The sequence below is a fragment of the Pseudomonas fluorescens genome (assembly GCF_000968015.1).
Lineage (GTDB): Bacteria > Pseudomonadota > Gammaproteobacteria > Pseudomonadales > Pseudomonadaceae > Aquipseudomonas > Aquipseudomonas fluorescens_W.
The window spans coordinates 1-12290 of the sequence record NZ_LACH01000102.1; the positions used below are offsets into that span (position 1 = coordinate 1).

The 12290-nt window shown below is 61.2% G+C and carries 8 protein-coding genes; 2 read left to right on the forward strand and 6 right to left on the reverse strand.

Annotated features, from left to right (window positions below):
- Positions 1 to 39: 39 nt before the first annotated feature.
- The 4 genes from VD17_RS30430 to ptsP all read right to left on the reverse strand — a co-directional run bounded on the left by VD17_RS30430 (position 40) and on the right by ptsP (position 7321).
- On the reverse strand, positions 40 to 1581 hold the full coding sequence (locus tag VD17_RS30430) for an alkaline phosphatase D family protein (RefSeq protein WP_046057066.1): 1542 nt from the start codon (positions 1579 to 1581) through the stop codon (positions 40 to 42).
- Positions 1582 to 1767: 186 nt separating this feature from the next.
- Positions 1768 to 3507 (reverse strand): PTS fructose-like transporter subunit IIB, encoded by a 1740-nt coding sequence (locus VD17_RS30435; protein ID WP_046057067.1) that lies wholly within the window; start codon positions 3505 to 3507, stop codon positions 1768 to 1770.
- A gap of 11 nt (positions 3508 to 3518) precedes the next feature.
- Entirely contained in the window at positions 3519 to 4460 is a 942-nt protein-coding gene (gene pfkB, locus VD17_RS30440) for a 1-phosphofructokinase (protein WP_046057068.1), read from the reverse strand.
- On the reverse strand, positions 4460 to 7321 hold the full coding sequence (gene ptsP / locus VD17_RS30445) for a phosphoenolpyruvate--protein phosphotransferase (protein ID WP_046057069.1): 2862 nt from the start codon (positions 7319 to 7321) through the stop codon (positions 4460 to 4462). The genes pfkB and ptsP overlap by 1 nt, the downstream gene beginning before the upstream one ends.
- 287 nt (positions 7322 to 7608) lie before the next feature.
- Here ptsP and cra point away from each other — a divergent pair, with 287 nt between their 5' ends.
- Positions 7609 to 8604: a catabolite repressor/activator gene (gene cra, locus VD17_RS30450; RefSeq protein ID WP_033058102.1), complete on the forward strand. Its 996-nt coding sequence runs from the start codon at positions 7609 to 7611 to the stop codon at positions 8602 to 8604.
- Between the two features lie 3 nt (positions 8605 to 8607).
- Positions 8608 to 9384, forward strand: coding sequence for a TatD family hydrolase (locus VD17_RS30455; RefSeq protein WP_046057070.1), 777 nt, complete (start codon positions 8608 to 8610; stop codon positions 9382 to 9384).
- Here the strand turns inward: VD17_RS30455 and VD17_RS30460 are convergent, their stop codons facing one another.
- Together VD17_RS30460 and VD17_RS30465 are read right to left on the reverse strand one after the other, a co-directional pair.
- Positions 9385 to 9774: a hypothetical protein gene (locus tag VD17_RS30460; protein WP_046057071.1), complete on the reverse strand. Its 390-nt coding sequence runs from the start codon at positions 9772 to 9774 to the stop codon at positions 9385 to 9387.
- A 238-nt stretch (positions 9775 to 10012) separates the two neighbouring features.
- A complete protein-coding gene (locus VD17_RS30465) occupies positions 10013 to 12043 on the reverse strand; it encodes a methyl-accepting chemotaxis protein (protein WP_046057072.1) in 2031 nt (676 codons plus the stop codon).
- Between the last annotated feature and the right edge of the window lie 247 nt (positions 12044 to 12290).

A 12290-nucleotide genomic window follows, 5' to 3' on the forward strand; every position in this document is an offset into this window, starting at 1 on the left:
GTCTCTACAGTGAGGGGTGGCCTTTGAAGACTCGCACAATCAAACCGGCTGCAGCTTCTGCTCAAACACCCCAACCCCATCCAGATCCCGCAACACCACACTCATTTCCCCCGTCTGCCCATCAATATTTACCTCACCAAAAAACTGAAACCCGGCAAACGGCGAGGTGTTCTGTGCCGGCGGTGCTTTCTCGAACACCACTTCCGGGCCAAAGGTTTTATCCAGCAAATCAGGCCCGAAGCTCCCCGCATTCAAAGGCCCGGCGACAAACTCCCAGAACGGTTCGAAATCCTGAAACGCCGCACGGTCCGGGTGGTAATGGTGCGCGGCGCAGTAATGCACATCCGCCGTCAGCCAGACGAAATTGCGCACCTGCTGCGCCCGCAGAAAACCCAACAATTCGGCGATTTCCAGTTCTCGCCCCTGGGCCGGTCCCGGATCGCCATTGGCCACGGCTTCCCACCGCGCCACACCGGGGCTGACTTCGCCATCGGATACGCCGAGGCCGATCGGCATATCAGCAGCGATGACTTTCCACTGGGCATTGGAAGCCTTCAACTCACGTTTGAGCCAGTCCAGCTGTTCACGTCCGAGGAACGGTTTAGCGGCACCCAGGTTGGCGTCATTGGCCCCGCGATAGCTGCGCATATCGAGCACGAATACATCAAGCAATGGCCCATAGCCAAGCTTGCGATAAATCCGCCCGCCATCATCGGCGCTCTGCAACCGCATCGGTGCGTATTCGAGCCAGGCCTGACGCGCGCGACCGACCAGGCTGTGGATATCTTTGCTCTTGTAGCGATCATCCAGCGACTTGCCCGGCGACCAGTTGTTCACCACTTCATGATCGTCCCACTGCCAGATCTGCGGGACCTCGGCGTTGAAGCGGCGGATGTTTTCGTCCATCAGGTTGTAGCGGTAATTGCCGCGATAGTCGTCGAGGGTTTCGGCGACTTTGCTCTTGGCTTCAGTGGTGATGTTGCGCCACACGCGGCCGCTTTCTGTGGTGAGCTGCGCAGGTATGGGGCCGTCGGCGTAGATGGTGTCGCCGCTGTGGATAAAGAAGTCTGGCAGGCGCAAACGCATGGCATCGTAGATGCGCATGCCGCCGATGTCCGGGTTGATGCCGAAGCCCTGGCCGGCGGTGTCGCCGCTCCAGACAAAACGGATGTCACGACGGGTTTGCGGCACGCTGCGCAGATGGCCGAACCAGGGCTCGCTGGCGACGCCGCTCTGGGCGTCTTCGAAGAGCACGCGGTAGAAAATCGCCTGGTCGGCGGGCAGGCCAGTGAGTTCGACGCGGGCAGTGAAATCGGTAGTGGAGTCGGCCAATGGCGAGACAAAACGACGGGGGTTGGTGAACAGACTGCGAGTGTCCCACTCCACCACCATGCGCGCCGGACGATCACAACGACTCCAGATCATCGCCCGATCGCCCAGCACGTCGCCGGACTGCACGCCATCGGTGAGTTGCGGACGATCCTTGACCGAAGCAATCACCGCCGGCGCCAGGCCTGGCAACAACAGCCCGGCGCCGACGGCTTGTATGACACGACGGCGACCGAGGTCGAATTCGCTCATGGTGCTCTCCCTGAAAAGGAAAACTTAAGCACATGCCCATGAAACCGGTGTGACACCGCCTTACCCTGTGGGAGTGAGCCGGCTCCGGGCGGCGTTCCGACGATAGCGGTGTAACAGTCAACTTATCTATTGAATGTTAAGCAGCCATCGCGAGCAGGCTCACTCCTACAGTAGTGCGGTGGGGTGTCAGGCGTTGGCGGGTTCCAGTGCCAGCTCGACCGCTTCCGGCCGCTTGAGCACCGCATACGCCACCGCTGTCAGCAGACTCCCGGCCACAATCGCCAGCAGGTACAACAGCGCATGGTTGATCGCATTCGGGATCGCCAGCACGAACAATCCGCCGTGCGGCGCCATCAGTTTGCAGCCGAAATACATCGACAACGCACCGGTCAGCGCACCACCGGCAATGCTCGCCGGGATCACCCGCAGCGGGTCTTTCGCGGCAAACGGAATCGCACCTTCGGAGATGAAGCACAACCCCAAGACCAACGCCGCTTTACCAGCCTCGCGTTCGGTCTGAGCAAACTTGCGCCGCGCAATAAACGTAGCGATGCCCAGACCAATCGGCGGCACCATGCCAGCCGCCATGGTCGCGGCCATCGGTGCATAACTTTGCGACGCCAACAGCCCCACCGAGAACGCATACGCGGCTTTGTTGATCGGCCCGCCAAGGTCGACGCACATCATCCCCCCCAGCAACACACCGAGCAGAATCGCGTTGGTGGTGCCCATGCTGTCGAGGAAGTGCGTGAGGCCCTCGAGCATCCCGGCCACCGGTTTGCCGACCACGTAGATCATCACCAGACCGGTGAACAGACTCGCCAGCAACGGGATGATCAGGATCGGTTTCAGCGCCTCAAGACTTTGCGGCAAGCGCGCATAACGGTTGATCGCCTGCGCCGCATAACCGGCGATGAAACCGGCAATGATCCCGCCGATAAAACCGGCACCCAAAGTACTTGCCAGCAGACCGCCAATCATCCCCGGCGCCAGGCCCGGACGGTCGGCGATCGAGTAGGCGATGTAACCCGCCAGCAGTGGCACCATCAACTTGAACGCGGTCTCGCCGCCGATCTGCATCAGCGCCGCCGCCAATGTGCCCGGCTCCTTGAACGCCGTAATGCCGAACACAAACGACAAGGCGATCATCAGACCGCCCGCTACCACCATCGGCAGCATGAACGACACGCCCGTCAGCAGGTGTTTGTAGACACCGGTTTTCTCTTGCTTGGCCGGGCCTTTGGCACCGCTCGAAGCGGTTTCCTGCGTGCCTTCGGCCAACGCTTTGTTCAGCGTCGCCTCGGCTTGCTTGAGGGCGATGCCGGTGCCGCAACGGTAAATCTTCTTGCCGGCGAAACGCTCGGTGGCGACTTCGATATCGCAGGCCAGCAGCACCACGTCCGCATCGGCAATCGCCGCTGCACTCAACGGATTGCGCGCACCGACCGAGCCCTGGGTTTCCACCTGCAGGTCGTAGCCCAGACGCTTGGCCGCTTGCTGCAAGGCTTCAGCGGCCATGAAGGTGTGAGCGACGCCGGTCGGGCACGCGGTAATCGCGACCAGACGCGGGGCGTTTTTTACGAGGGCGGCAGGCTCGGCCACGGCTTCGGGCGCGACGTAAACCTGAGCCTCTTCAGCACCGCGACGCAGCACCGCTTCAACATCTTGCAGGGCTTGCGCCGGAGTGCTCTGGAACACCCGCTTGCCGACGAATCGCGACATATCCACAGGAGCGCTGGTCACCAGCAATATCCACTCGGCCGCCTCGATCGTGGCCGCCGACAATTGGCGTTCAGGGTGCGCGGCATCGTTGACTTCGACACTGGTGCTCCAGCCCTGACGCTGGGCCGCTGCATCAAGCAAGCGGGCGCACAGCACACTGGTGACCATGCCGTTCGGGCAGGCCGTAACAATGGCTAACTTCATGACAAACCCTCTTATTGTTCTGTCAGGGGGCGCACGCGCACACCCTGTTCGAGCCGCGCCAACTGCGTGGCGTCGCCTATACCGAAACCGATCTGGGTGACCGCCATCGCGGCAATCGCCGTGGCGGTGCGCAACGTCTGTTCAGGCGTGTCGGCGCTGAGCAAACCGTGGAGCATGCCGGCCAGTAACGAATCGCCCGCGCCCACCGTGCTGACGACACTGACCTTGGGCGGCGTGGCATGCATCGCCGAGCCGACACTGAACCAGTTCACGCCATCGGCGCCGTCGGAGATCACCACGTGCTCGATGCCGTGAGCATGCAAGCGGCTCGCGGCTTGCGCTTGCGCTGCCACCGAAACCACCTCGCAGCCCAACACGTCGGCCAGTTCTTCGGTGTTCGGCTTGATCAGCCACGGCCCTGCGTTGAGCGCGGCCCGCAGGGCTTCGCCACTGGTGTCCAGCGCCACGTTCAAACCGAGATTTTTCAAACGCACAATCAACGCCTGCAACCATTGAGGGCTGATGCCTTGGGGCAGGCTGCCGGCAACGACGACCGCATCATGACCGGGCGCAATTTGATCAAGTCGATCAAGCAACGCCTGCTGCGCGGCTTCACTCACCAAGGGTCCGGGACCGTTGATGTCGGTGATGCGTCCATCGCTTTCCGCCAGTTTGATGTTGCTGCGCGTCTCACCGGGAACACGGATGAACGCGTCGACAAACCCGCGTTTGGCGAACAGGGTTTCGAAGGCTTGAAGGTTGTCCTCCCCGAGGAAACCGCTGACCGTGAGCTGATGCCCGAGGTCCGCCAGCACCTGTGCCACGTTCACGCCTTTACCGGCGGCGTGGGCGTGCATCTCATCGCTACGGTTGACTTGGCCGGGGGCAAGTAGCGGCAACTGGACCGTTAGGTCCAGCGCCGGATTGAGGGTCAGGGTCAGGATCTTGGCCATTACAGGGCCTCCACTAATGCGCGCACTTCGTTTGCGCTGCCCACGGCCAGGGCCTGTTGGGCAAGGATTTTGGTCTGCGCCAGGCTGAGTTCACGAATGCGCGCCTTGACCTCGGCAATGCTGCGACCCGAGACACTGAGCTCGTCCACACCGAGACCGACCAGCACCGGCACCGCCAGCGGATCGGCCGCCAACTCGCCGCACACGCCGACCCACTTGCCGTTGGCATGCGCCGCACGCACGGTGATGTCGATCAGTTGCAGCACCGCCGGGTGCAAGCCGTCCGCCTGGGCCGACAAGGTTGGATGACCACGGTCGATGGCCAGAGTGTATTGGGTCAGGTCATTGGTGCCGACGCTGAAGAAGTCGACCTCTTTGGCCAGCACCGGCGCCAGCAATGCAGCCGACGGCACTTCAATCATGATCCCCAGTTGCAGGTCGGCAACCGGAATTTCCAGACGCAGACGTTCGGTCATGTCCCGCGCCTGGCGCCACTCGTCGACGCTGCCGACCATGGGGAACATGATCCGCAGTGGACGGTTGTCCGCCGCACGGAGCAACGCGCGCAACTGCGCTTCCATGATGTGCGGACGTTGCAGGGTCAGGCGAATACCGCGCACGCCGAGGAACGGGTTTTCTTCTTTGGCGATCGGCCAATACGGCAGCGGTTTGTCGCCACCGACATCGAGAGTACGTACCACCAGCGGCCGACCGGCCAGACCATCGAGGACGCGACGGTATTCGACTTCCTGGGTTGCCTCGTCCGGCGCTTGCGAGTGGGCCATGAAAATCAGTTCGGTGCGCAGCAGGCCAATGCCTTCGGCGCCCTGCTCCACCGCGCTGGTCACGCCAGCGCTTTCGCCGATGTTGGCAAACACTTCGACGGCATGACCGTCAGTGGTCAGTGCCGGTTGATGACGTTGTTCGGCGGCCGCTTTCAGACGCAGCTCGCGGGTATCGCGCTCTTCGGTGGCGCGCTGCAAGGTCGCCGCGTCGGCGTCCACGTGCAGGCGCCCGCGTTGACCATCAATCAGCAACGGCGTACCCGGCGCCAGCAGCAACACGGCCGGGCCGGCGCCGACCAGCGCCGGAATACCGAGGGCTCGGGCAACAATCGCACTGTGTGCGGTGGCGCCGCCACGGGCGGTGAGGATGCCGGCGACACGCGCCGGATCAAGGCGGGCGACGTCGGACGGACCGACTTCATCCATCACCAGAATGTACGGTTGCTCCGGCTCGCTCGGGGTTTCGACGCCACTCAGTTGCGCCAGCACTCGACGGCCGATATCACGCAAGTCGGCGGCACGCTCGGCGAGCAAGGCGTCCTGCAGCGATTCCTGTTGTTTGGCCGCCGCTTCAATCACCGCCATCCACGCCGCTTCGGCGCTTTCGCCCTGTTTGAGACGGGTGTCGACTTCATCGGTCAATTCCGGGTCGTCGAGCATTTCCTGGTGGGTGATGAAAATCTCGCGAATAGCCTTGGACTTGCTGCGCTCGATCAGACCTTCGATGTCGCGACGCACGTCCGCCAACGCCTGTTGGAGGCGCTCGCGCTCGATCGCGGCAGACTCACCGCGCAGCGGGTATTCAATGGTTTGCAGCACTTGAATGTGCGCCGGACCGATGGCGATGCCCGGTGCGGCGGCGATGGCCTGAACAAGGCTGCCGGAGGCTGGCGCGAGGACCACTTCGGCCACATCGGCGATCACTTCGCGCTGTTGGCTCACGGCTGGCAGCGGCTCGACTTCTTCACCGAGGCCTTCTTCGATGGCGGCCAGCAAGGCTGGCAAGGCATCGGCGGCGATGCTCGGTTCGGCGACAAATTCCAGCACCTGACCGCGACGAGCGCCGAGGCTGAGCAGTTTGCTCAAGCTCTTCACCGACACCGCGCTGTCCTGGCCGTCGACGATGCGTACGCGGATTTCACCTTCAAAACTTTTCGCCAGCTGCGCGAGGATTTTCGCCGGACGTGCGTGCAAGCCGTGGGCGTTGGCTAGCGCGATGCGAGCGCTGGGCCAATCGGCTGGCAGCTCACCGCCCAGGACTTCGAGGACTTTACGGCTGCTGGTGGCGCGACCCAATTCGTGGCCGCGACCTTCGATCAGCAACGCACAAAGGCGTTCGAGCAAGGCTTGATGGGCTTCACCGAGGCTGGCCAGGCAGAACAGACCGCTGAGCGGCTGGCCGAGGTAACGCATGGGTTTGTCTGGCGTGACGAAGGCCAGGCCCGGGCGCTTGACCGTTTGCTCGCTGTGCAACCACCACAGGCCATCGCCCAGGGGCAACGCATCGACTTGTTGCAACACGGCGGAGAAACCGTTGCTCACGCAATCGGCCTGACGCAGCAAACGCGCACCGCGCCAGACCAGCTCTTCGAAGTCATCGGCGGACACACCGAGGCCGATCATCTGTGCATCCAGCGCCAGTTCTTGCGGCGCGCCTTGCAGCAGTTTCAACAAGGCTTCGGCGGAACTGGCGCGACGCAGGGCCTGGCCCAGGTCAGTTTCGCCGAGGGCGCGGGTCAGCAGTTGCAGCAAGCGCAGGTGTTCGTCGGATTTGGCCGCAATACCAATCGCCAGGTAGACGATCTGACCGTCGCCCCAGTCCACGCCTTCAGGAAATTGCATCAGCCGCACGCCGGTGGAAAACACCAGATCGCGGGTTTCCGGCGTACCGTGGGGGATGGCAATACCTTGACCGAGAAAGGTCGAGCCCTGGGCTTCGCGTGCCTGCAACCCGGCGAGATAACCCTCGGCCACCAGGCCATCGGCGACCAGATGCTGGGCCAGCAGGTGCAACGCTGCGGACTTATCCACAGCCGATTGGCCCATGGATATCTGCTCTATGGTGAGCTCGAGCATGCTTTCTCCTTTTTGGCGTCTTGTGACGCCAGGTATTGTTTTGAATGATTCAGCTTAGGCCCTTAATCACAACTTTTGGCGGTTTCGCGGCAGAACCGTCAAAGGAGCCTATAACGTAGAAAATACGCTTGCTGAAACGTTTAATCTAGAATGATTGGCACGTTACTCGATAATGTCTCATCCTTGAAGCCCAATTGTCGGATGCGTCGCGACGATGGTCGCCTGCCTGAATCGGGTAGGATTGGCGAAAATGTCGGGCAAGCTCGAAAAAACAAGGAAAACCCGGGTTGAAACTCAGTGATATCGCCCAGTTGGCCGGTGTGTCCGTTACCACCGCCAGCTACGTCATCAATGGCAAGGCAGAACAACAACGTATCAGCAGTGCCACCGTCGAGCGCGTGCGCGCGGTCGTCGAACAACATGGCTTTACGCCCAACCCCCAGGCTGCCGGGCTGCGGAGTCGGCATACCCGCACCCTGGGTTTCATTCTGCCGGACCTGGAAAACCCCAGTTACGCGCGAATCGCCAAACTGCTGGAACAAGGCGCCCGCGCTCGCGGCTATCAGCTACTGATCGCCAGTTCCGACGATGCGCCGGACAGCGAACGGCAATTGCTGAAACTGTTCCGGGCCCGGCGCTGCGATGCGTTAATCGTTGCCAGTTGTCTGCCGGCCGGCGATGACAGCTATCGCCAATTGCAGGCCAAAGGCATTCCGATCATCGCGATCGACCGGGTCATGGAGCCTGAGCATTTCTGTTCGGTAATCAGTGATGACCGCGAAGCCAGCCTGCAACTGACCCGTAGTCTACTGGAGCCGCTGCCCAAGCAGATCGCACTGATCGGCGCACGCCCCGAACTGAGCATCAGCCAGGAGCGGGCGGGCGGTTTCAAAGAAGCGTTGGACGGGTTCAAAGGCGAAGTGCTGATCGAACATGGCGAGTCGTTCAGCCGTGAGTGCGGCAAACAGTTGATGGAAGAACTGCTACAGCGTCTGGGCCATTTGCCGGATGCGCTGGTGACCACGTCCTACGTGCTGCTTCAGGGCGTGTTCGATGCCTTGCACGACTTCCCGCTCAAAACCCGCCCGCTGCGCCTCGGCACCTTCGGCGACACGCAGCTGCTGGATTTCCTGCCGCTGCCGGTCAACGCCATGGCCCAGCAGCATCAGCTTATCGCCGACAAAGCGCTGGAACTGGCCTTGGCCGCCATCGAGCAATCGGATTACCGACCCGGCGTGCAGGCCATCGCGCGGACCTTCAAGCAGCGTATTCGCCAGGACTGAAACGTGGAGCTGATCGACAGCCACACTCATCTGGACTTTCCGGACTTCGACGAGGATCGCACCGCGTTGTTGGCCGAGAGCCGCGCCCTCGGGGTGCGGCGGATGGTGGTGTTGGGGGTTTATCGGGGCAATTGGCAGCGCGTCTGGGATCTGGTGCAAAGCGATCCCGACCTGCATGCGGCATTCGGTCTGCATCCGGTGTATCTGGATGATCATCGCCCTGAAGACTTACACGAGCTGGGTGATTGGCTGACCCGGTTGGCGGGTCATCGGCAGTTGTGCGCGGTGGGCGAGATCGGTCTGGATTATTTTATCGAAAGCCTGGACCGTGAACGCCAACAGGTACTGTTCGATGCGCAACTGCAACTGGCGACGGAGTTCAATCTTCCGGCGCTGATTCATGTGCGACGCAGCCACGCGGCGGTGATTGCCACGCTTAAACGGTTTCGCTTGAAACGCGCGGGGATCATTCATGCCTTCGCCGGCAGCAAAGAAGAAGCCCGCGAATACATCAAGCTCGGTTTCAAATTGGGCCTGGGCGGTGCCGCGACCTGGCCTCAAGCGCTACGAATGCATCGCGTGCTTGCCGAATTGCCGCTTGAGTCGGTGGTACTGGAAACCGACTCGCCGGACATGGCGCCCGCCATGTTCCCCGGCCAACGCAACAGTCCGGCGCATCTGCCGGCGATCTGCTCGGCACTGGCCGGGATCATGGCGATCAGCCCTGAGCAATTGGCCGCCGCCAGCACTGCCAATGCTTGTGAGCTGTTCAACTGGTGACTAGTCGGCGTGGGCCTTGGCGGCTTCCAGTGTCAGCGTCATGTGTTGCCGGTGCCGGGCAAACCGCATGACGGCGAAATAGGCGAAAATCGCCAACAGCGAAAAATTCAGTTGCTCCACGACGCTGAACATCCCGATCCACTCCAACACCAACGCCACCAGCAACGCGGTGCAAACCATGACCAACGTGCTCGCCCGCAGCAATGCCAAGGAGTCGAGGGACTTGAAGCGCTTGATCTGTTTCGGATCGTTCAGTTGCAAAGCTTTCTGGCAGTTGGAACACGTGAACGCTTCATTGATCGCTATGGCGTTGAGTTGCCAGGGTTTGAGCAGGAGTGTGCTCCCGCAATGAGCGCAGTGCCCCTGGATTCCAATCGTTGCAGCAGACATTACCAAGCCTCCTCAGGGCGGGTCCAAGTGATTGATCTTCCTCCATTAAAGACCAAAAACCAGAAGACGGAGGAAAATCGGACATTGCCAGCCTGAGAAGGGAACAAATACTACAGACGGAGCATAAAAACCTGTGGGAGCGAGCCTGCTCGCGAATCGGTCTATCACTCAACATTGATGTCGACTGACAGACCGCTTTCGCGAGCAGGCTCGCTCCCACAGGTGTGCCGGGGTGGTTTCAGACCCGGAACGCGCTGATCAACTGCTTCAATTCCACCACCTGAGCCGACAACGCACGACTCGCATCCTCGGTCTGATGAGCACCTTCGGCCGTACGCTCACCGGCACGGTTGATTTCGACAATATTCTGGTCGATGTCATGGGCCACGGCGGTCTGCTGCTCTACCGCGGCGGCGATTTGCTGGTTCTGGTCGACGATCATACCGACGGCACCGAGGATATTTTCCAGCGCTTGCTGAACCTTTTCCGACTGCCCCACCGTGCCGTTGGCCATCTGATGACTGGTCCCCATCGCCTTCACCGCAGCGCCGACACCGCTGTGCAGCTTGGCGATCATCTGTTCGATTTCCTCGGTCGATTGCTGGGTGCGCTTGGCCAGGGTCCGGACCTCGTCCGCCACCACCGCAAAACCACGCCCCTGCTCACCGGCCCGAGCGGCTTCGATGGCGGCGTTGAGGGCCAGAAGGTTGGTTTGTTCGGCGATGCTTTTGATCACCTCCAGCACGCGGCTGATGGACTGGCTGTCGCTGGCCAGTTGATTGATCACCAGCACCGACTGGTCGATCTCACTGGCCAGTGCAGCGATGCTGCCCTGCTGTGATTCCACCAGTCCGCGACCGCTGATGGTCTCGTCGTTGACGCTGTGGGCGCTGCTGACCGCTGCCGCGGCACTGCGTGCAACCTCAAGGGAGGTGGCCGACATCTGGTTCATGGCCGTGGCGACCTGCTCTATCTGAGTGCGCTGTCCCGCCACCGCCTGGTTGCTCTGGGCGGAAACGTTCTCCACCTGCCCGGCCTGGCGCTCGACCTCACTGACGGTCTGGCCGACCCGCTCGATCAGGTCATGGATTTTCTTCACGGTGCCATTGAACACCTCGCCCAACTCGCCCAGTTCATCCCGGCTGTTGGCGCTGAAGGTCACCGTCATGTCGCCGGCCGCGACCTTGTCCATCACCGCGCCAAGACGCTTGAGGGTGGTGCGGGTCGAGGCGTAGAAGCCGCCGTAGAGGTAAAAAATCAACACAAACACCACCGACAGCGCCACGGTCTGCAAGACCATATGGGTGCGGTTCTTCTCCAGTCGCTGCTGCAGCTGGTTGCCGAGAAACTTCAGCGTGGCTTCGTTGAGTTGGTACGTCTGGTCCATCAGGCCCGTGACCTGATCGTAAAAGCCCTGCCACGGCGCATCCAGCGTGTCGGCCATCACCACCTGCTCTTCGATCAGTTCACTGACCTTTTTCAACGACGCCTTGCTGCTATCGGCCTGAGCGGCCAGGGTTTCACGTGCCGCTTTGCTGGAGCCCAGCGCGTCCTGCAACTTCAGAGAATATTCGGCCTGCAGTTTTTCGATCTGCGCCAGCAACTCATCAAAACGGGTACTCGATGCCGAGTTGAGAAAGCCTTGTCCCAGCGAAAAAGAGCCCGTCGCCCGACCTTCACCCAGAAGCTGGGTCACGGGCGGGGTGACGTTGGTGATGAGTTCGCTGAGCTGGCGCATGTCGCTCTGGGTGTCGCGACTGAGGCCGGCCTGACTGGCGATGATCTGGCTGAAAATTTGCGCGTTCCCGAGCAACTTGCCGATCATCGCGCTTTTGCTTTGCAGGGAGTTTTCCGCTTGCTGGGCCTTGAACGCGGCGATCATTTCATCGCGTTTGCCATCGAAAACCATGATTTGCTCGGGGTCAGCGGTCATCGCCGACAGCCCTTGCAAACGGGTCAGCACACTTTGCCCCAGGGTACTGATCTGCGACTCGACATTGCCGGCCTTGCCGGACTGACCGAGGGTGACGTTGATCTGCACCAGGTTGTTCAGGGTTTCCAGATCGCGCCGTAACGCCAGGCTGCTGCCCAGCAGGTCGAGGCTTTGCAGTTCGACTCGAGTGCCTTGGAATTCGCGATAGGAATCGCGCACCAGATAGAAGTTGGTCACCAGCATCGGCACAAGGAACAGCACACTGATCAGGCTGAACTTCATGCCAAAGCTCAGGCGGTTCATCAGCGCGACGGCGGGATAGAGCAAGCTCTTCACTGGAAGTCTCCCTTTGATTTCTTATTTTTATTGGCAGGCGCGGGTCGACAGCAGATAGCCACTATTCGGCGCTGTCTCTGTATAGCTCAAATCGGCGGGAGGTTTTGTAACTTAAGGTTAACGGGGGGGGGGAGGCGCGGACTTGTAGCAGCTGGCGAAGCCTGCGTTCGGCTGCGCAGCAGTCGCCAATTCAGTCAACGCGGTTTGTCTGGCTTACAGCGTAATCCGGATTTACGACTGCTGCGCA

Coding starts and splice junctions, on each gene's coding strand:
- VD17_RS30430 (WP_046057066.1), bottom strand. CDS start 1,581: ATGAGCGAATTCGACCTCGGTCGCCGTCGTGTCATACAAGCCGTCGGC.
- VD17_RS30435 (WP_046057067.1), bottom strand. CDS start 3,507: ATGAAGTTAGCCATTGTTACGGCCTGCCCGAACGGCATGGTCACCAGT.
- pfkB (WP_046057068.1), bottom strand. CDS start 4,460: ATGGCCAAGATCCTGACCCTGACCCTCAATCCGGCGCTGGACCTAACG.
- ptsP (WP_046057069.1), bottom strand. CDS start 7,321: ATGCTCGAGCTCACCATAGAGCAGATATCCATGGGCCAATCGGCTGTG.
- VD17_RS30460 (WP_046057071.1), bottom strand. CDS start 9,774: ATGTCTGCTGCAACGATTGGAATCCAGGGGCACTGCGCTCATTGCGGG.